Consider the following 18,191-nt stretch of genomic DNA (forward strand, 5'->3'; position numbering starts at 1 on the left):
GCGTGCTCTGGGGGTCCCCCCTGCTCGAAGAGCTTGGGGGAGTGCCGCGTTGAAGCCCTCGTAGCGGAGCTACTTGGGCTTTCGCGCGGTGCGGCGGTGGGGGCCCCTCCCGTTCGAGCGAAGCCGAGAACGGGGGAGCGTGCCGGGCGTCGCGACGCCGCGGAGATCCGTCAGAAGGGGCCTAGCCACGCCCCCACCCCGTTGAGCGCCGCACCGATCCCGTGCGTACATAACGCGGAGCCGTCCAGCCCGACCCCGGAGAACGACGTGGACCAACGCCGGAACGAGGACCGCGATGCCGGACACCCCCGGCGATGTCAGGCCCTGGTGCTGCTCGGCGCCGTGCTGGTCCTGCTCCTCGCCGGGGCGGCCCCCGCGTCCGCGCACGCCGCCCTGCGCGCCACCGACCCCGGCGACGACTCGGTCCTCCGCCAGGCCCCCCGCCACGTCACCCTGACCTTCACCGAGTCCGTCGGCCTGCTCGACGACTCCTTCCGGGTCTTCGGGCCCGACCAGCGCCGGGTCCACACCGGCGAGGCCACGCACGCCGACGGCCGCTCCGACACGGCCCGGGTCGGCCTGCCCGGCAAGCTCGCCCAGGGCACCTACACGGTGGCCTGGCGGGTCGTCTCCGCCGACAGCCACCCCGTCTCCGGCGCCTTCAGCTTCTCCGTGGGGAAACGCTCCGCGACCACCGCCCAGCTCGACACGGGCCCGGCCGAGGACCCGCTCACCCGGGGCCTCTACGACGCCGCCCGCTACCTCGCCTACCTCGCCGCCGCGCTGCTCGTCGGCACGGCGGCGTTCGCGCTGCTGTGCCGGCCCGCGGACACCTCCCCGCTGCGCCGGCCGCTGGTGGCGGCCTGGTGGACGCTGCTGGGCTCGACGGCCGTCCTGCTTCTGCTGCGCGCCCCCTACGAGACGGGCACGGGCCCGGCCTCGGCCTTCGACGTCTCCGCCCTGGGCCGCACCCTCACCGGCCGCCCCGGCGAGGCCCTGCTGGCCCGGCTGGTCATCCTCCTGCTGACCGCCGCCTTCCTGGTACGGCTGTCCGGGCGCCGTGAACGACGCGGGCCGGCCACCCTGGCGACCGGCACCGCCCTGGCCGCCGCCCTGGCCCTGACCTGGGCGGCGGCCGAGCACGCCTCCGCCGGGATCCAGGTGCCGCTGGCGATGGCGTCGTCCGTACTGCACCTGCTGGCGACCGGTGTCTGGCTCGGCGGCCTGGTGGCGCTGCTGCTGACCCTGCGCCGCGCCTCCGGCGACCTGGTGGAGGTCGTGCCCCGCTTCTCGCGGATCGCCTTCACCTCGGTGACCGTCCTGGCCGTCACGGGCCTCTACCAGTCCTGGCGCGGCCTGGGCTCCCTCTTCGCGCTGACGAGCACGCCGTACGGGCGGCTGCTGCTCGCCAAACTGGCCGGGGTGGCCGTGCTGTTGCTGGTGGCCGGCTACTCGCGGCGCTGGACGCAGCGGCTCGCGGCCCCGGCGGCGGCCGTCCGGGCGGCCGCACCGGCCCGGGTCCCGCAGTCCGTCGGCGCACCGGCGGAACCCGGCGGACCCGGGCGGCCGGGGGAGCCGGAGGGGCCGGAGGGGCTCGGCGAACCCGGGGAGCCGGAGGGACCCGGTGGGCCGGTGGAGGAGCCCGCCGCGTCCGACGCCGACCGGGACGACCAACGCCGCCGCCTGCGGCGTTCCGTGCTCGTCGAAGTCGCCGTCGCCGCCGTGGTGCTGATGATCACGACCGTGCTCACGGGAACCCTGCCGGGCCGCGCCCAGGCCGAGGCGGCCGAGCAGGCCCCCGCGGGTTCGCTCCCGCCCACCACCCAGACGACCGTGCCCTTCGACACGGGCGCCGCGACCCTGGCCGGCCGCGGCGCGGTGCAGGTCACCCTGGATCCGGCCCGGGTCGGCGAGAACGGCATCCAAGCGGTGGTCCACGGCTCCGACGAGGGCCTGGTCGTCGTCCCCGAGCTCCGCATCACCTTCACCCTGCCCTCCCGGAAGATCGGACCGATCGACGCCGAACTCACCGACCGGGGCGGCTACTGGAGCACCAACTCCGTCAACCTGCCGCTCCCCGGGGACTGGACGATGAAGACGACGGTGCGGGTGTCGGACGTGGACCAGGTGTCGGTCGAGCGTCGGGTGCGGATCGAGCCCTAGGCAGCCGCACCGCCGCCGGCGGATCGTCGCCGAGGAGCCGTGTCATGGTCTCGGCGGCGCTGACGGCGGCGTCGCCGCAGCAGTTGTTGAACAGCACGTGGACCTGTTCGGTCCGCTCGGCCAGCCGACGCACGCGGGGCAGCCACCCGGCGAGTTCCTCCTCGGCGTAGACGTACCGGAACCGGTCCTCCTTGCTGCCGGTCCCCCAGGCGGCGCTGCGGCCGTGGAACCGGACGACGGACAGCCGCGGCGAGGTCACGGGGGTGACGGGCGGGACGGAGGAGGGCAGGGTCTGCGTCATGTCGACGGCGACCGCGGCCATGCCGTGCCGGACCAGCAGGGCTTGTGTCACCTCGTCCTGCCCCGGCTCCCACCAGGAGGGGTGCCGGAACTCCACGGCGAGCGGCCAGCCTTCGGTCCGCTCGGCGCACTCCCGGAGGAACGCCTCCGCCCGCGGCCCGGGCCGGAACCAGGGCGGGAACTGGAACAGCACGCTCCCGAGCCGTCCGGCCTCCCGCAGCGGCGCGATCCCGGCCGCGAACCGGGCCCACACCTCGTCGAGCACCGCCGGGTCCCGGTGTTCGGCCGGCAGCCCGTCCGGCATCACCGCCTCCCGGGTGGGATGCCCGGTCAGCAGCGAGAAGGCCTTCACATCGAACACGAACCCGTCCGGTGTCCGCTCGGCCCACAACCGGCTGTTCCGCTCGCTCGGCAGCGCGTAGTACGAGACGTCGACCTCGACGACCGGGAACCGCTCGGCGTAGTGCCGTAACCGCCCCTCGGCGTCCCGCCGCCCCGCCGGATACCAGCCGCTGCCGACCAGCGCCCGGTCGGTCCAGGAACACGTGCCCACGCGGATCTCACCCATGGGGGAGCGGATACCCGGGCCGGGCGGCGGCAGGCTCCGCTTCTCGTGGGGACGCCCCGGTGATACCCGCACCAATCGGGGTAAGCAGGTCTAAGCAGGTCATATCAGCCCATGCCTGGGGCTATGGCTGGATTCTCCCGAGAGTGAGATGACCGATCATGGAGCAGCCCGTCACCGTCGGCCGGGGCACCCGGCCGTTCGGGGAAGCGCCCGAAGCCCTCGACGCCCTCGTCGGCGCGTCGCTGACGGCCCGGGTCTGCGTCGACGAACACGGCATCGTGACCGGCTGGAACACGGGCGCCGAGCGGCTCCTCGGGTACGCGGCCGGGGAGGTGACCGGCCACCGCGCCGCGGATCTGCTGGCCGAGCCGATCCCGGTCCGCGGCGGCCTGCCCACCCTGGCCGGGCTGGCGCGCTGGAACGGCGACGTCGCGCTGAGGCACCGCGACGGCCGGAAACTGACGGTGGGGATCCTCGCCCACCACCGGCCACCCGGCGCCGACGCCCCGGCCTGGCTCATCGTCTCGGCCCTGACCGGCCGGCAGCCGCGGGCCGACCTCGACGAATCCCTCGTGAGCTGGAGCTTCGCCCAGTCCCCGTGCTGCGCCCAGGCGATCTACGACACCCGGCTCAGGCTGCGCCGGGCCAACGCCGACATGGAGCGCTCCATGTCGCTCACCGAGGAGGAGATGCGCGGCCTGCGCGTGTCGGAGATCGTCGACGACGACGCCGGCCTGCGGGCGGAACGCGACATGGCCCGGGTGCTGCGGACCGGCGAGCCGCAGTACGCGGAGAACTACCTGCGTGCCCCGGGGGAGAGCCATGAGCACGCCTGGTCGGTCTTCATGTCGGCGCTGCGCGACCACGAGGGCACCGTCCAGGGCGTCTGCCTGTCGGCACACGACATGACCGAGCAGTTCTGGGCCCGCAAGCGCCTCCAGCTGATCGCCGAGGCCGGCCGGCGCATCGGCAGCACGCTCGACGTGACGCGCACGGCCCAGGAACTGGCGGACGTGACCGTCCCGGCCCTGGCCGACTTCGTCAGCGTCGATCTGCTGGCCGCGCTGGACGACGCGCCGGAGCCGCCCGCGCGGGCGGTCCCGGAGAACGGGCCGCTGCTGCTGCGCCGGGCCGCCCTGCGGTCCGTGACCCCCGGCGCCCCGGAGTCGGCCGTGGCGGCCGGCGCGGTGGACTCCTACCCGGCGGGCTCGTTGCCCTATGAGAGCCTGCGCACCGGACGGCCCGCCCTGCACGAGGTGACCGATCCGGCGTTCGCCGCCTGGCTCGCCCGCGATCCGGCCCGCGCCGCCCGGGTCCGGGCGTTCGGCGTCCACTCCGCGATGACCGTGCCGCTGGCCGCCCGCGGCACCACGCTGGGCGTCGCCTTCTTCGTCCGGCACGACAACCAGGAGACCTTCCGGCACGACGACCTGGTCCTGGCCGGGGAACTGGCCGCCCGGGCCGCGGTCAGCATCGACAACGCCCGCCGCTTCGCCCGCGAGCGCGCCACGGCCGTCACCCTCCAGCGCAGCCTGCTGCCGAGGCGGCTGCCCCGGCAGGCGGCCGTCGACGTCGCCTCCCGCTACCTCCCGGCGGGCGGCCACGCCGGTGTCGGCGGGGACTGGTTCGACGTCATCCCCCTCTCCGGGGCGCGGGTGGCCCTGGTCGTCGGCGACGTGGTCGGCCACGGACTGCACGCCTCGGCGGCCATGGGGCGGCTGCGCACGGCGGTCCGCACCCTGGCCGACATCGACCTGCCGTGCGACGAGCTGCTGACCCATCTCGACGACCTGGTCGCCCGCCTGAACACCGAGGAGGACGACGGCGAGCCGGGCACGGCGGGCTCCACCGGCACTGCGTCGGCCGATGTCGGGGCCACGTGCCTGTACGCCGTCTACGACCCGGTGACGCGGCACTGCTGCCTGGCCGGGGCCGGGCATCCCGTACCGGTCGTGGTGAGCCCCGACGGCGCCGTCGACCTCGTCGGGCTCCCGGCCGCGCCCCCGCTCGGCGTGGGCGGTCTGCCGTACGAGGCCACCGAGGTCGTCCTCCCCGAGGGCAGCCTGCTCGCGCTCTACACCAACGGCCTGATCGCGACCGCCGACCGGGACCTCGACACCGGCGTCCACCGGTTGCGGGAGGCCCTGGCCCGCCCGGCGGGCTCACTGGAGACGCTGTGCGACACGGTCCTCACCGACCTGCTGCCCCGGCGCCCGGCCGACGACGTGGCCCTGCTGATCGCCCGTACCCGCGCGCTCGACGCGAACCAGGTCGCCACCTGGGCGGTGCCGGCCGTCCCGTCCGCGGTCGCGCGGACCCGCAAGGACGTGGTGGCGCAACTGGAGCGGTGGGGTCTTTCCGACGCCGTGTTCGTCACGGAACTGGTCGTCAGCGAACTCGTCACCAACGCCATCCGGCACGCCGAGCCGCCGATCCGGCTGCGCCTCATCCACGACACGTCCTTGATCTGCGAGGTTTCCGACGGGGGCAACACCGCTCCCCACCTGCGGCGCGCCCGCACCTATGACGAGGGCGGCCGCGGCCTGCTCCTCGTCGCCCAGCTGACCCAGCGCTGGGGCACCCGCCAGGGCGCCACCGGCAAGACCATCTGGGCGGAACAGACCCTGTCCCGCCCGTGAGGAGGCACCGGCCATGACCACACACACGTCCCACCGGGCTGTACGCACCCCCGTCCAGCAGGCCGCCCTGCTGTTCGGCGTCGTCTTCCTGCTGGTCGGCGTGCTGGGCTTCATCCCCGGCATCACCACCGACTACGGCTCGATGGAGTTCGCCTCCCACGAGTCGGGCGCCGAACTCTTCGGCCTGTTCCAGGTCTCGATCCTGCACAACCTGGTGCACCTGGCCTATGGCCTCGCCGGTCTGGCCCTGTCCCGCACGGCCGCCGGGGCGTACTCGTATCTGCTGGTCGGTGGCGCCGTCTATCTGGTGCTGTGGGTGTACGGGCTGTCGGTCGGCCATGACAGCGACGCCAACTTCATCCCGCTCAACACCGCGGACGACTGGCTCCACTTCGTCCTGGGCATCGTCATGATCGGCCTGGCTCTGGCTCTCCGCCGGCGCTCCACCCGCGCCGGCGCACGGTAGGGATCACCCACGACGGTATGCAGACCTTCCTGCCCTACCCCGACTTCCGCACCACGGCCCTGGCCCTGGACCGCCGCCGCCTCGGCAAACAACGCGTCGAGGCACTGCAGGTCCTGCGCGGCCTGGTGGTCCCCGGCTACGGGTGGCGGCGCCACCCGGCCGTCAGGATGTGGCTCGGCTACGAGGAGGCGCTGGTCCGCTACGGCCTGGAGATCTGCCGCGTCTGGCGTGAACAGGGCCACCAGGACACCTGTGCGGCCACGCTGGTGGCCGATCTCGCGGCGACCCGCCCGCACGCCCCGATCCGCGACCAGCACACACTGGCCGCCGACGGCGAAGTCCCGCCCTGGCTCGGCGACGACCCGTTCCACGAAAGCCACCGCTCGGCTCTGGTCCGCAAGGACCCCGCCACCTACGCGGACCTCTTCCCGGGCGTACCGGACGACCTGCCCTATATCTGGCCGGCCTCGGACCGCACGGGTGGGGAGACTTCCGGGACCTGACGGTCTCGCGGAGTCAGGCGGCCCTGCGGCGTGCCGGGCGCCCGGAGGTGGTGGGCTGCTCCGTCACGTCCTCGAACGGGAAGGTGTCGTCTTCCCCGAAGTCCGGGGCCTGGAAGGGGTTGGTCGCCGGAGGCGGCGACGCCGCGCTGGAACGGTCGGGTTGCCCTTCCACAGCGGAGAACAACGAAGTCGGTTCGATGAGAGGTCTCTTTTCCGTTACTGGCCCAGGGGAGGGCCAGGCGTGCCCTGACCGGGCACGAAGGTCCTACAGCTTGGTCATCTTGGCGTAAGGGCTCAGGATCCGCATCTGCGCCGACCCGAAGTCGACGAGCGCCGCGATTCCTTCCTCCATACCGATGACCCGGCCGAGCCCGTACATGTCGTGCGTGACCTGGTCACCCACGGCGAAGTGCTTGGGAGCGGGGGCGACCGGCGCCTTGAAGGGGCTGGTGGGCAAATGACGCTTGGGAGCAGCAGGCTTAGTCATTGACCTCAGTATGCGCCTACTCATGCCCCTCGCGCTGCGGCTGTCCACGTGCAGTGCCCGAACCGAGACGTACGAGAGACGTCGCACTGGCCCAGAAATTCGAACACATGCTTGAATTCGGCCATGCGAACGTTTCCCGACGATCTTGTCCGGGCGCAGCGGGAGTGGACCGCCACCTACCGCCGGCTCGCCGACCGGCCCGGCCGCACCGAGCTGCGCCGTCGCCTGTACCGGCTGTCGGCCCGGACGTTCTTCCACCCCTCCTGGCAGCGGCGACGGCCGGCCCCCGCGGCCTGGACGGAGCTGAGGGAGCTGGGGCGGTCGGCCGGGAACACCAGTGAGCGGCTCGACGGATGACGCGCCGACCTGCGGGGCCGTACATCCCGGACGATCCTGAAGGCATGTCCGGATCGATTCGCGTCATCGTGCATCCGCCCTCGCCCTCGGGCGGCCGGCGGGTGCGCGTGGACGGCGAGATCCTCGGACTCGCCCACAACGTGACCGACGTCGCGGAGTTCCTCCGCCGCGCCGGCCTGGAGATCGACCCGGCGGACGTGGCGGAGGCGCCGTGGATCGACTGGCACGGAGTGGGCCCCGAGCGCTGGGGCCCGGAGACGGGCGACTGACCCGCGCCACAGCACGCCACACCGGGTTCAACCACTCTTCTGCGTCACACCGGAGGGCCCCATGAAGGACCTCAAGTACGAGCAAAAGCGCTCGCTGTCCCGCCAGGAGGCCGCCGACCAGCTCACGGCACTCGCGGACGCCCTGAGAGAGGGCGGGGACGCCGAGCTGGATCTCGGCCCCGGCACGCTGGGCCTGCGGATCCCCGACGACCTCCACAGCGAGATGGAGGTCGAGATCGGCGACGGGGAGATCGAGCTGGAGATCGAGCTCAAGTGGCCGACCGCCCCGGCGCCCGCGACGCCGCCCCGCACGGACGCCCGCACGGAGAAACCCCAGCGGAAGAACGCGCCCGCCCCGGCGGGTCGAAGCCGGGGCGAGAAACGGTCCGCGTCGAAGAAGCCGTGAGCGGACGCGCCGCCGGTTCAAGAATGGCGTATTCCCGTGATCGGCGGGTGCCGCACGGGCAGGTTCCTCCCGTGCGCGTTGGCGGCTTGCGGCGCGCTTCGTACGGACGTGAGACGTTGCCCCCAACACGCTTTCCAACGGTTCGTCCGGGGGTTCAGCGAGGGCCGGGGACGTGCTGACCTGCGGTGGAGCGGGTGCTGAGGGAAGTTTCGGACGGCGGCGGACGGGGGCGAATGAGACCAGAACCGAGACCGCGGCTACCCGGGCAAGACGCCGTGAATGCGGGAGAGGGTGAAGACACGCTCGTCGTTTCGCAGGTGGCACCAGGCGTGCAGGTAGGGCGGGTCGAAATCGAGCTCGCTGAGGGTCCGTATGGTGCGGCTGCCCGAGGCGGCGACGTATTCGATGGTGACCGGCTGGCCTTCGCTCACGGCATGGGCCAGCTGACGAACGTCGGTGAGGGATAGCTGACGGGCGTACCCGGCGATGATTTCCTCGGTGTCGCTGTCGAAGGGGATGCCGTTGTACGGGTCGGGCTGCGGGGAGGCCGGTGGCGCGGTCTTCAGCCGAGTGGCCAGGGCACGCAGGTCGGCCGTCGCCGGAGCCTGATCCGTCCGGCCGTCGGTCTTCCGGGCCGGCAGGCCGCCGCCGAAGCGGGCGTCAGCTTCAGCACGCTCACCCGGGTCGAAGCCGGCGCTCAGCCTGACCTCGCCACCTTCACTCGCCTCTGCGCCTGGCTCGGCGTCTCCCCGAGCCGCTTCTTCACCCCGACCGCCACCCGCCAGGTGTCGCCCCTCGACCAGGCCATCACCCACCTCCACGCTGACCCTCGGCTTACCGACGACGCGGCGAACAAGATCAGCTCTGTTCTGCGCGACCTCTACGACGCCCTCGCGAAGGAGGCGGTCCCCGCCGTACCCGCCCTTGCCTGCCACCTCCGGGCTGCCTCGGTGCTGCGTCCTGGCGTCCCCCAGCGGCTCGCCGCCCTGCTCACCGACATGAACACCGAACTCGAACGACTCGTCGAAGCAGGCGAACTGTGACCCTCCCTCGAGGCTTCAAGGCCAACGCCGAACGAGAAGCCCTCCGACTGCGCCGCGAACTCGATCTCAGCGACACCGATGCCCTGAACGTCGACGACCTCGCCGCCCACCTCAAGGTCAAGATCGTCAGCGCCGAGAAGCTCGTCAGCCACACCCGCCTCGAAGAACTCGAACGGGTCCAGGCGTACGCCTTCTCCGCCGCGACCTTCCAGGTCTCCGGCAGGAACATCGTCGTTACCAACCCGCTCCGAACCCCGGGTCGCAGGGCCAGCGACGTGGCCCACGAGCTCTCCCACCTCGTCCTGAAGCATGACCTCACCGAGATCCGCGAAGTCAATGGCATGCCCTTCAGGACCTGCCGCCCCGACGAGGAAGAACAAGCCACTGCCTTTGGCGGAACACTCATGCTTCCCCGCCCCCTGCTGCTCGGCGCAGTCCGCCGCCAGTGGGGGCCGGCGCAGATCGCCGAGCACTACGGGGTGACCGAGGAGATGGCCCGGTACCGGTACAACACCACTGGGGTGGCCAAACAGGTCAGAGGGCGCTGACGGTGCCGGAGGTAGACGCTGTCACTCTGCCGCTTATCGCCGGGACGTGGCTCGGGAGCCAGCAAGTACTTCGGTTGGCGGGCTCTGCGCATGCCGGGCGGCCACCAGCGATGAACGACGCGCGCCTACGAGCGGCCTGACGGTACGTCGATGCTCAGCGGGCGCCAGGCGATCCCACCGTGGGGTAGCTCCCGAAATCTGCGCTGCTTGTTTCGAGAATCGACTGTGGTCGAGTGGGCTCCGGGCTGGTCACGGGGTCCACTCGGTCGCGTACGGCCGTTTCACGCTCGTCGGCTGTCAGCTCTAATCAGTGCGGTACCACGGCCGATCGGGAGCGAACTCCGCCTGAGCCTTCCACTGCCCAGGGCTACGGTTTCGGCCATGCGTGAGGTGGAGTACGAGAGCTACGGCTGTCCGCTGGAGGACTACCAGCTCACCCGAGCCGATCACCGACAGCAAAAGCAGTGGGAGGACATCAGACATTGGGTGGAGAAGCACGCCGCTGAGGAGGAGGCCGAAGAGCGGGCAGACCCTGTGCTCGCAGCAGATCGCCGTGCTGTCGTAGAAAAGGTGCTGAACATGCTGCATAGCTGCAAGACGCCTGAGCATCACATCATGCGGTGGCGCGTACGGCTCTATTGCGGCCACATCGTCGAGACTCGGCGGCATCGCGAGAATGGCAAGCCCACGCTGCACGGCTCGTCGTCAGAGCAGTGCCCGGAGTGCGGGAAGGACCCATCAGGGATCGTGGCCTTCGAGCCCATCGGGCTGGCCGGTAAACCGCCCTCTCCTCCGAAGCCAGCGGCTTCTCCGCCTCGAAAGAAGCCGACCCGTGTGGAGCTTGAGCAACGTGTAGCCGCGCTGGAGAGGGAGAACGAGCGTCTCCGCTCGCGGGCGAGCGAGGGGTAGCTTCAGATCGATGATCGCCACTACGCGATCACCGACCTTCTCGACGACCTTGCGGGGAGCATCTGCCGCATCGGCACGTTCGTCAGGTCTGACCGCCTCGGGTAGCCATCGCAGCCGAAGCCTCGGCCAGCACCACCCAGGCCGCCTTGGTTCCGCAGTTCGTGACCTGGAACCCCCACTGTCCCTGGGTCAGCTCGTTCACGATGTGCAGGCCCCGTCCGCGCTCAGTGAGCAGCCCGCTCACTATCTCCGACGCGGTGGCTTCCGGCGAGGGCACGGCAGCCAGGTAGAGGTCCGTAGGAAGAAGAGGATTCCCGTCGTGAATCTCGCAAATGTATCTTCCGGCAACGGAGCGAAGGTGTACCTCGTACGGGCCGCACGCGTGCTCGTGCGCGTTCGCCACGAGCTCCGAGACGGCCAGGACTCCGTCGCTGATGACGTCTCCTGACAGGCCCAGATCCTTGAGAACACGTCGCAGAACCGCGCGGGCTTCGCCCGTCGGGTTGATGGTGTGGTCGGTCCAGCGGTACACGAGGCCAAGAGCGGTGGACGGCGCGCTGATCATCAGACGGCGGACCTCCTATGGGTGACGTCGGTGGCCGTCTCCCGGAGCTGCGACGTGGTCGCGGAAGGGCGTCAGGTACGCCGCTGAGAGGCGTACGGCTGCAGGAAGCACCCCGGCTTCGGGCGCGCGGCACCAGGAGGATCGTGGCTCAGGTCCCAGCCACGAAGCCGGTCGCGAGACACGCACTCAACGATGGCCGCCGGTACCCCTGATGCTCATGGGCATTTATGAGCGCGAGGGGCCAACGAGCGACAAGGCGACTCCAGCGAGACCGCCGACCCATGTCGGCCTGCGCTTCTGCCCGTCTGGTTCACTGGGAGTATGGGCGGGTGAGTGCTGACGTGTTGGGATGCTGGGTGCCGGATCGCCCCGAGGATGTGGCCGAGGTCTTCGCCAAGGCGGACTTCCCATGGTGGATCGCCGGGGGCTACGCGATCGAACTCGCAGTCGGCCGCGGGCTGCGCGCACACGGCGATCTCGACGTCCTCGTCCTCCGGCGTGACCAGGCCCTCCTACATGAACTGCTGGCCGACTGGGACCTGCACGTGGCGGATCCGCCCGGCCAGGGGGAGTTGCGGCCGTGGCGTCCTGGAGAGGTTCTTCGGCCGCCGCTTCACGACATCTGGTGCCGCCGCACATCCAAGGCGCCCTGGTCGGTGCAGCTCATGCTGGACGAGGCCGAGGGCACCCAGTGGGTCTCGCGGCGCACCCCGGAGATCCGGCTCCCGATCGACCAGCTCGGGCGAACGAGCGAGGCGGGCATCCCGTATCTCGCACCCGAGGTGCAGCTCTTCTACAAGGCAAAGGCGACCCGGGACAAGGACGAGACCGACTTCGAAGCGGTACTGCCGCTGCTCGACGCTCCGGCACGCGCCTGGCTGGCGGACGCGATCAAGGTGATCGCGCCCAACCACCCCTGGCTTCGCCGACTCCTTCCGGTCAGCCGAACGTGAGCAGCGGAACGTCGTAGAGGTCGGGGTTCCGGGGCCGGGTCATGGTGGGCGACGTGACCTCCACGATCAGCAGCTCGCTGAGGAACTGGACCTTGGCACCGAGGAGATGGCTCGTCCTGCCGTCGGCCGACTGGGCCTTGAGGCCGGCGGAAACGTGGATGTGCGGGAGTATCTCGCCGGTGGCGGGGTCATGGGCGAGGGTGCCGGCGCCAAACGCCTCGACGTTGGTGACGTATGTCTTCGCCCAGACCGGTGCGTCGGGGTCCGCGAGCTTCTCGCAGGCACCCACGATCTCGGCCTCCGCGAAGGCCCCGATGAACGAGGGGATGTAGCCCTGCCGTACGTCGTTGTCCCGGCAGAAGGTGGACAGCGCCTCGAAGAAGTCCTCCCCGTGGTCGAAGGTGACGCCGAAGGTACGGCCGACGGTCAGCTCGTGAGCGCGCATGTGCGGGTGTCTCCTGACGGGATGGGATCAGCGGGCGGAGGCGGTGGTGAAGGTCTCGCGGACCGTCGCCCCGTCGGCGCCCTGGGCAAGCAGGGCGTGGAGGAGGAGCCGCGCATGGTACGGGCTGAGGTCTCCGGCGCCGATGAGTCCTCGCCCGAGGAGGTCCTTCTCGGAGCCGGGGAAGCCGTACGTGTCGGACAGGACGGGTCCGTTGCCGATGCGGGAGGCGAGGACCACGGGGATGCGGGACGCGAGCTTGGTGAGCCCTTCGACGAGGCGCTCCGGGACGTGGCCGACGCCGAAGGCCGCGACCACGAGTCCGTCGCAGTTGCCGTCCCACAGGTCGAGCAGGGTGCCGTCGTCGCCGAGGGTGACGGTGTAGAGCCCGACGCGCGCCTCACGGTCGGGCGCGCTGACGAGCGGTCCGCGGGACGGCAGGCCACCCATCATCCGCACCCGGTTCTCCGCAACCCGCGCGATCGGGCCGCTTGCTGGTGAGGTGAAAGCGGCGGGGCTGGTGGTGTGGGACTTGCGGACGGTCCGGGCCGAGTGGATCTCTTCGCCGAGTACGACGAGGCAGCCGGCGCCCCGCAGGCCGGGGGCGGCGGCAGCCAGGACGGCGGCATGGATGTTGGCCGGGCCGTCTGCGCCGGGCAGTGTGGGGTTACGCATCGCGCCGGTGACGACGACTGGCTGCTCGTGGCCGTGGTAAAGCTCGAGGAGGAAGGCAGTCTCCTCGATGGTGTCGGTGCCCTGGGTGATGACGACGCCGTCGACGTCCCCGGCCTCAAGCTCCGCCGTGATCGCGGCCGATAGTGCGGTGAGGTCCTCGAAGGTCAGGGAGGCGCCGGGCAGACGTCGGAAGTCCCGGACTTTGAGTTCGATGCCGCTCGTGGCCAGGGCGGGTACCGCAGCGAGGAGTTCGTGGGCCGAGAGCGCGGGTACGACTCCTCCGGTGGTGGGATCGGTGGTCATGGCGATCGTGCCGCCGAGGGAGAAGACCGCCACGTTCTTGACCGACTCCGTCATATCCCCTGCTCCCCTGTCCGGACGCCGCCGAGCGCGGCCTCACGAGTGGTTCACGCAGGCTATCGGGTCGGCTCCGTACGGGTACGCGGGATGATCGCTAGCTGCTCGGCCACGAACTGGCAGGCGGTTTCCAGCCCTTCGAGGCCGAGCAGTCGGCTGCGCGGCCGGGCGAGCCGCTCCGTGCCGACGGCCGACAACTGGGCGCACCTGCGACCGAGCCAGGAGGCGTCGAGGCCGAGGTACTGCGCCGTCGCCGCGAGGCGCTGCCCGGCCTGCTCAGCCGCTGTGGTCGAGTGGTGGCTGACGTGGTCCGTCACATCCGCGAACGTCCGCAGGGCTCCCGGCCGCGCGGTGACCGCGAGGTGGGACGCTCCCTCGGTCCGTACCCAAGAGGCGATGACAGCCCGGCGCCCGGGGGAGAGGGCGAAACCGTCAGTGTGTGCGAAGCCTCCGTCGTCGGTCACCCAGGTGCGGATGCCGAAGGACTCCATGAGCGCGATGGCGAGGAACAGCAGAACGCGCTCGTAGGCCGGCGAGGAGGCGACTGCCGTCTCGGGAACGCAGAATCCCCGGCCGCTGGTGCCGCCCGGACGTCGGGGGGCCGTTCGTTCGAGGTAGCGGTACTTGTGCCGGAAGAACAGCCATGTGGCGGCCTCTTCGCCACGCTGTTCCCTGGTCCAGAAGACGGGTGCGTCACCCAGGTGGTCACGGTTGCCCAGGATGTACCGGGCCGCGGTCTCCGAGCCGATGAGCATCCGGGAGACTTCGGTCAGTCCCTGGTCGGCGGCGATCGGCGCGCCTGGGGAAACGGTGAGCGACGCCAACGAGGTGTGCAGGGGCTGGTCGTCGCCGAGTAGTGCCGCCTCGAATCCCGACACGGCCCACAGGATGCCGTAGGTCAGGTCGTCCAGTTCGTACGCGGCGGGTATGTCGACCGGTTCGGAGGCCGTGGCGCGTACGCCGCTCGGTCGGGCGTCGGTGACGAACTGCCGTGCCGCTCCGTCCACCGTGCGGTTCGCGACGACGAGCGCGCGCATCGGCATGGTGCGCCAGGCATCCAGCTCCGGGCGGGAGTCGAGTCGCAAATTGTCCCCGAGGAAGGAGGCCGCGGGAAGCGTCAGCACGGGAAGCGCCGTCGTCGAGACGGACCGGCCAGCGGGTAAGAGAAGCTGGCCCGGCCCTTCCGGCAGCGCCGCGTACCCACGGGCTCCGGTGTCCACCGTTCCCGGGCGGCCCGTGGCGTCCGGCGTGTGCGGATCGGCCGTGGGCAGGAGCCCGAGCAGCTCCTCCGGAACTCCCAACGCATCGGTCCACTGGACGAACTGCCGTCGGTCGCGGATCTGTTTGAGACCGCGTTCCAGTCTGCTGACCTCGGCCTGGTCGATGCTGACCATCCGCGCCACGCCGGCCTGGGAGAGGCCCGTGTGCTTCCTGAACAGCTTGACGACGGTACCGAGTTCCCACGCGGCCACGGCTCGCCGGACCGTTGGATCCCGCCAGAAGGCCGGGTCGGCTCGTCGGGCGGCCGACCCGGTCTGGCACGAGGCACATCGAGTGCCGGCGTTGAAGCGGCTGAGTAGGGCACCGCAGCGCGTGCACCGCCGCTGTCCGCTGTCGACCATGGTCGGCATTCTCCCTCGCTCTGCGACCGCCGGGACACGTTCCGCTGGCAGGGCTCATAAACACTCATAGGCGTGGGCCTTCGTGGCGGCCATCGTGGTGGAGCACCACCGACCGGAGCCGCGTGCCGCGACTCCCCGGACGTGAGGATCCGACTTGTGACCTCCTTGACCCTGCCGCCCGGTTCGCCGCCGCTGGCCCTTGCCTGGCAGACGCTGGCGGACGGGCTGCTGACCCAGCGGCTCCATCTCCATCTCGACGAATGGCGGGCTGCCGTCGCCGAGGAGAACGCGCTGTCGGACGTGCCGGGCGCCGATGTCTCCGTGCTGGCCCAGCGCCCGTCTCCGCTGCCGGCAGGCGACGAGTCCGCGATGGCGCTGCTGGAGGACGTCGGGCTCGGCTTCTGGTGGGAGCTGCCCCAGCGGCACGGAGCGGAGTCGCGGAACCGGCGCGGGGCACTTCACCGCGCCGCCGACACCGCTGCCCAGAACATCCTCGCGGAGCAGTCCAGGGCTGCCTGGTCCGACGCAGTGATCGCCGTCAGCGCCGCCGCCGCGTGGTGGGTGGGCTTCTTCGCGGTCATCCGCCACCGCGGGGTGCACCACATCACGCTGGAGCCGCACCCGGGCCCGCTCCATGAGCAGGCCCTGGGCACCGCGGTGAGCGTCGTGGCCCACGGCATGGCCACGCGCGTGCTGGAGGCGGCGCTGCGTAACTCCGACGACGACCCGGCCCTCCGCGCCGCGTACTGCCGGGCCATCGAGGCCGGCATCTGCGCCGAGCCCGAGCTGCCCCGCCTCATCGACGAGTTGGCGGAGCTGCGGCTGGTGGATCTGGTGTCCAGCACGGCCCGCTGGCGGGGCCGCTTCACCAAGTACGCCGGCGGCACGGGGGCGGGGCAGGTCGAATGAACCACCGCTATCCGTTCATCGTCATCGAGGGGCTCGACGGCACCGGCAAGACGACGCTGCGCAAGGGTTTGTTCCGGCTCTGGGAGGGGCTCTACGGCGTCACCCCGCTGTGCGTACTCACCACCAACTTCCTCGCGGCCGACCAGGCCGCCGCCACCGTCACCGGCAAGTACCAGCCGAACGCCGGGAACCGCGACGCCTACCTGTCCGCGATCGCCGCGGACAAGCGGGCCACGCTGGATCGACTTGTGCTCCCCCAGCGGCCGGCCCGGCCCGTGATCGCGGATCGCTGGCTCCTCAGCGAGCTGGCCTTCTTCGCGGTGAAGCACGGCATGAGGGCGTCGGAGACGTACGAGACGCTGGCCGCGCACCTCACCGTGGCCCCCGATCTCACGCTCGTCCTGGATCTGGAGACCGACACCTCGATGAGCCGGGCGCAGGCCCGGCAGGGAGACGCCGTCCGGGCCGACTGGGACGTGCATGACGTCCAGAGCCGGGTTCGCGAGACCTACGAGGCCGTGGTCACGAAGCCCGACGAGTTCCCGCTCCTCGGCGATGTGGTCCGCCTGGACGCCCGCCGACCCCGGTCCGAGGTGCTGCTCGCAGCCTGGGACGTACTGCGCGAACGGCAACTGGTGCCGTCGCTCGCCGCCCACGCGGAAGGAGGAGAGACCCATGGCTGACGGCACGAAGGGGACGCGTCTGCGTGAGGCCCTCGCCGACAGCGAGCGGAAGCACCCGCTCCTGGCGATCGGTGCGGTGAACGCGCTCGCCGCGCACGTCGCGGTGGAGGCGGGCTTCGACGCCCTTTGGGTGAGCGGTCTGGAGGTGTCGGCGGCCTCCGGGCTGCCTGACGCCAACGTCCTGGGCCCCCGGGACCTGTCCGACGTGGTCGCCTCGCTAGGCCGTGTCACCGAACTACCCATCATCGTGGACATTGACAACGCGGGCGGCTCGGGGCGCACGGCGGAGCGGTTCGCGTACGACCTGATGCGCGCCGGAGCCGCTGCGGTGTGTGTCGAGGACAGCGCGTACCCGAAGTGCAACAGCTTCGCTGCCCACCGGGCGCAGACCCTCGCCGACCGGGACCTTCTGTGCGAGCAGGTGGGGCGTATACGGAAGGTCGCCGGTGACGGCCTCGTGGTCGTGGCCCGCACCGAGGCCCTGATCGCCGGCGAGGACATGGCCACGGCGATGGCCCGCGCCGAGGCATACGCCGAGGCCGGAGCGGATGCGGTGCTCATCCATTCCAAGGACGCGACCGGTGATCAGGCGCGGACCATCGGGCGTGCGTGGAGTCACGGCGTGCCGCTGGTCAGCGTGCCCACGGCGTTCCCCGACCTGAGCGCCGCCGAACTCGGCGAGGCTGGCTTCCGCCTCTGCATCTACGCGAACCAGCTCAGCCGTGCCGCCCTCGCGGGTATGCGCACCGCCGCTCGTCAGTTCCAGCGCGGAGGGAGCTTCCGCTCCACCGTCGCGGGGTCTCTGGCGGAGGTCGGCGACCTGATGCGCGTCGGCGAGCCGGAGGCGCTGTCGTGTCTCTGACGCCCGAGCTGCCTCGGATCAGCGTCTCCGTGAAGGCGGCGATCGTGCGCGACGGCACCGTCCTGCTGCTGTCGTACGACGACGAAGCCGGGTTCCACTACAACCTCCCGGGAGGCAAGGCCCAGGTCGGCGAAGACCTGCGCCAGGCCGTGAACCGCAAGGTCGCACAGGAGACCGGCCTCCAGGTCGTGGCCCGGCGTTTGCTATGCGTCGTCGAGTACGTCCCCGAGTCGTGGCAAGGCGAGTTCGGAGACGTACAGAAGGTTCAGTTCAACTTCCTCGCCGAGCAAGTGGACGACGCCGAGCCGCGCATGCCGGAACCTCCGGACCCCATCCAGGTGGGCTTCGAGTGGGTTCCGCTGGAACGCCTGAATGACGTGTACCTGCTGCCCCGGATCAACCGCCCGCTGTCGGCGGCGTTGAGCGGGGAGCTCGCCGACCCCTTCGTGGACAGATGGTGACCTT

The 18,191-nt window shown here is 71.2% G+C and carries 23 protein-coding genes and 1 pseudogene; 16 read left to right on the top strand and 8 right to left on the bottom strand.

Going from position 1 to position 18,191, the window contains the following annotated elements; translation table 11 throughout:
- Positions 1 to 327: 327 nt before the first annotated feature.
- On the top strand, positions 328 to 2,163 hold the full coding sequence (locus QNO09_RS34365; protein WP_283974220.1) for a copper resistance CopC/CopD family protein: 1,836 nt from the start codon (positions 328 to 330) through the stop codon (positions 2,161 to 2,163).
- Here the strand turns inward: QNO09_RS34365 and QNO09_RS34370 are convergent.
- Positions 2,063 to 3,031 carry a DUF72 domain-containing protein gene (locus tag QNO09_RS34370; RefSeq protein ID WP_283974153.1) on the bottom strand — a complete coding sequence of 323 codons (969 nt, stop codon included), beginning with the start codon at positions 3,029 to 3,031 and terminating at the stop codon, positions 2,063 to 2,065. The two genes, QNO09_RS34365 and QNO09_RS34370, sit on opposite strands and share 101 nt — an antisense overlap.
- 158 nt (positions 3,032 to 3,189) lie before the next feature.
- On the opposite strand from QNO09_RS34370, the gene QNO09_RS34375 reads away from it, so the two are divergent.
- The 3 genes from QNO09_RS34375 to QNO09_RS34385 are packed head-to-tail and all read left to right on the top strand — an operon-like array spanning position 3,190 to position 6,639.
- On the top strand, positions 3,190 to 5,670 hold the full coding sequence (locus QNO09_RS34375; protein ID WP_283974154.1) for a SpoIIE family protein phosphatase: 2,481 nt from the start codon (positions 3,190 to 3,192) through the stop codon (positions 5,668 to 5,670).
- Positions 5,671 to 5,683: 13 nt separating this feature from the next.
- Positions 5,684 to 6,136 carry a DUF4383 domain-containing protein gene (locus tag QNO09_RS34380; RefSeq protein WP_283974155.1) on the top strand — a complete coding sequence of 151 codons (453 nt, stop codon included), beginning with the start codon at positions 5,684 to 5,686 and terminating at the stop codon, positions 6,134 to 6,136.
- Positions 6,137 to 6,153: 17 nt separating this feature from the next.
- Positions 6,154 to 6,639, top strand: a complete 486-nt coding sequence (locus QNO09_RS34385; protein ID WP_283974156.1) for an MSMEG_6728 family protein — start codon at positions 6,154 to 6,156, stop codon at positions 6,637 to 6,639.
- A 13-nt stretch (positions 6,640 to 6,652) separates the two neighbouring features.
- Here QNO09_RS34385 and QNO09_RS34390 read toward each other — a convergent pair whose 3' ends face one another.
- Both QNO09_RS34390 and QNO09_RS34395 read right to left on the bottom strand, forming a co-directional pair.
- The gene (locus QNO09_RS34390) at positions 6,653 to 6,811 is read right to left on the bottom strand and encodes a hypothetical protein (RefSeq protein ID WP_283974157.1); all 159 of its coding nucleotides are present in this window, start codon (positions 6,809 to 6,811) and stop codon (positions 6,653 to 6,655) included.
- Between the two features lie 93 nt (positions 6,812 to 6,904).
- A complete protein-coding gene (locus QNO09_RS34395) occupies positions 6,905 to 7,126 on the bottom strand; it encodes a hypothetical protein (protein WP_283974158.1) in 222 nt (73 codons plus the stop codon).
- A gap of 123 nt (positions 7,127 to 7,249) precedes the next feature.
- Between QNO09_RS34395 and QNO09_RS34400 the strand changes: the two genes are divergently transcribed.
- From QNO09_RS34400 to QNO09_RS34410, 3 genes are all read left to right on the top strand, one after another.
- A complete protein-coding gene (locus QNO09_RS34400; protein WP_283974159.1) occupies positions 7,250 to 7,483 on the top strand; it encodes a DUF8825 domain-containing protein in 234 nt (77 codons plus the stop codon).
- 44 nt (positions 7,484 to 7,527) lie between these two features.
- Entirely contained in the window at positions 7,528 to 7,752 is a 225-nt protein-coding gene (locus QNO09_RS34405; RefSeq protein WP_283974160.1) for a hypothetical protein, read from the top strand.
- A gap of 61 nt (positions 7,753 to 7,813) precedes the next feature.
- The gene (locus QNO09_RS34410) at positions 7,814 to 8,158 is read left to right on the top strand and encodes an amphi-Trp domain-containing protein (RefSeq protein ID WP_283974161.1); all 345 of its coding nucleotides are present in this window, start codon (positions 7,814 to 7,816) and stop codon (positions 8,156 to 8,158) included.
- 257 nt (positions 8,159 to 8,415) lie between these two features.
- Here the strand turns inward: QNO09_RS34410 and QNO09_RS34415 are convergent, their stop codons facing one another.
- Positions 8,416 to 8,799, bottom strand: a complete 384-nt coding sequence (locus QNO09_RS34415) for a WYL domain-containing protein (protein WP_502962383.1) — start codon at positions 8,797 to 8,799, stop codon at positions 8,416 to 8,418.
- On the opposite strand from QNO09_RS34415, the pseudogene QNO09_RS40125 reads away from it, so the two are divergent.
- The 4 genes and pseudogenes from QNO09_RS40125 to QNO09_RS34430 all read left to right on the top strand — a co-directional run.
- A pseudogene (locus QNO09_RS40125) lies at positions 8,767 to 8,853 on the top strand (hypothetical protein); the annotation flags it as partial. The gene QNO09_RS34415 and the pseudogene QNO09_RS40125 overlap by 33 nt on opposite strands.
- Positions 8,854 to 8,943: 90 nt before the next feature.
- A complete protein-coding gene (locus tag QNO09_RS34420; protein ID WP_283974163.1) occupies positions 8,944 to 9,201 on the top strand; it encodes a hypothetical protein in 258 nt (85 codons plus the stop codon).
- On the top strand, positions 9,198 to 9,749 hold the full coding sequence (locus QNO09_RS34425) for an ImmA/IrrE family metallo-endopeptidase (RefSeq protein WP_186282035.1): 552 nt from the start codon (positions 9,198 to 9,200) through the stop codon (positions 9,747 to 9,749). Before QNO09_RS34420 ends, QNO09_RS34425 begins: the two co-directional genes overlap by 4 nt.
- A 381-nt stretch (positions 9,750 to 10,130) precedes the next feature.
- The gene (locus QNO09_RS34430) at positions 10,131 to 10,658 is read left to right on the top strand and encodes a hypothetical protein (RefSeq protein WP_283974164.1); all 528 of its coding nucleotides are present in this window, start codon (positions 10,131 to 10,133) and stop codon (positions 10,656 to 10,658) included.
- Between the two features lie 82 nt (positions 10,659 to 10,740).
- Here the strand turns inward: QNO09_RS34430 and QNO09_RS34435 are convergent, their stop codons facing one another.
- Positions 10,741 to 11,223, bottom strand: coding sequence for an ATP-binding protein (locus QNO09_RS34435; RefSeq protein WP_283974165.1), 483 nt, complete (start codon positions 11,221 to 11,223; stop codon positions 10,741 to 10,743).
- A 329-nt stretch (positions 11,224 to 11,552) separates the two neighbouring features.
- Between QNO09_RS34435 and QNO09_RS34440 the strand changes: the two genes are divergently transcribed.
- On the top strand, positions 11,553 to 12,176 hold the full coding sequence (locus QNO09_RS34440) for a nucleotidyltransferase domain-containing protein (RefSeq protein WP_283974166.1): 624 nt from the start codon (positions 11,553 to 11,555) through the stop codon (positions 12,174 to 12,176).
- Here QNO09_RS34440 and QNO09_RS34445 read toward each other — a convergent pair.
- Genes QNO09_RS34445 through QNO09_RS34455 form a run of 3 tightly spaced genes read right to left on the bottom strand, consistent with a single transcriptional unit; the run spans position 12,163 to position 15,122 of the window.
- On the bottom strand, positions 12,163 to 12,621 hold the full coding sequence (locus QNO09_RS34445; RefSeq protein WP_283974167.1) for a PPC domain-containing DNA-binding protein: 459 nt from the start codon (positions 12,619 to 12,621) through the stop codon (positions 12,163 to 12,165). The genes QNO09_RS34440 and QNO09_RS34445 overlap by 14 nt on opposite strands.
- Positions 12,622 to 12,648: 27 nt before the next feature.
- Positions 12,649 to 13,650, bottom strand: coding sequence for an asparaginase (locus QNO09_RS34450; RefSeq protein WP_283974168.1), 1,002 nt, complete (start codon positions 13,648 to 13,650; stop codon positions 12,649 to 12,651).
- Positions 13,651 to 13,709: 59 nt separating this feature from the next.
- Positions 13,710 to 15,122, bottom strand: coding sequence for a helix-turn-helix domain-containing protein (locus QNO09_RS34455; RefSeq protein WP_283974169.1), 1,413 nt, complete (start codon positions 15,120 to 15,122; stop codon positions 13,710 to 13,712).
- A gap of 306 nt (positions 15,123 to 15,428) precedes the next feature.
- On the opposite strand from QNO09_RS34455, the gene QNO09_RS34460 reads away from it, so the two are divergent.
- Genes QNO09_RS34460 through QNO09_RS34475 form a run of 4 tightly spaced genes read left to right on the top strand, consistent with a single transcriptional unit; the run spans position 15,429 to position 18,187 of the window.
- Positions 15,429 to 16,181 carry a hypothetical protein gene (locus tag QNO09_RS34460; RefSeq protein ID WP_283974170.1) on the top strand — a complete coding sequence of 251 codons (753 nt, stop codon included), beginning with the start codon at positions 15,429 to 15,431 and terminating at the stop codon, positions 16,179 to 16,181.
- Positions 16,178 to 16,864, top strand: a complete 687-nt coding sequence (locus QNO09_RS34465) for a dTMP kinase (RefSeq protein ID WP_283974171.1) — start codon at positions 16,178 to 16,180, stop codon at positions 16,862 to 16,864. The genes QNO09_RS34460 and QNO09_RS34465 overlap by 4 nt, the downstream gene beginning before the upstream one ends.
- The gene (locus QNO09_RS34470; RefSeq protein WP_283974172.1) at positions 16,857 to 17,726 is read left to right on the top strand and encodes an isocitrate lyase/phosphoenolpyruvate mutase family protein; all 870 of its coding nucleotides are present in this window, start codon (positions 16,857 to 16,859) and stop codon (positions 17,724 to 17,726) included. Before QNO09_RS34465 ends, QNO09_RS34470 begins: the two co-directional genes overlap by 8 nt.
- Positions 17,717 to 18,187 (top strand): NUDIX domain-containing protein, encoded by a 471-nt coding sequence (locus QNO09_RS34475; protein WP_283974173.1) that lies wholly within the window; start codon positions 17,717 to 17,719, stop codon positions 18,185 to 18,187. Before QNO09_RS34470 ends, QNO09_RS34475 begins: the two co-directional genes overlap by 10 nt.
- Positions 18,188 to 18,191 lie beyond the last annotated feature (4 nt).

It is taken from the genome of Streptomyces sp. 378, assembly GCF_030124145.1.
Taxonomy (GTDB): Bacteria; Actinomycetota; Actinomycetes; order Streptomycetales; family Streptomycetaceae; genus Streptomyces.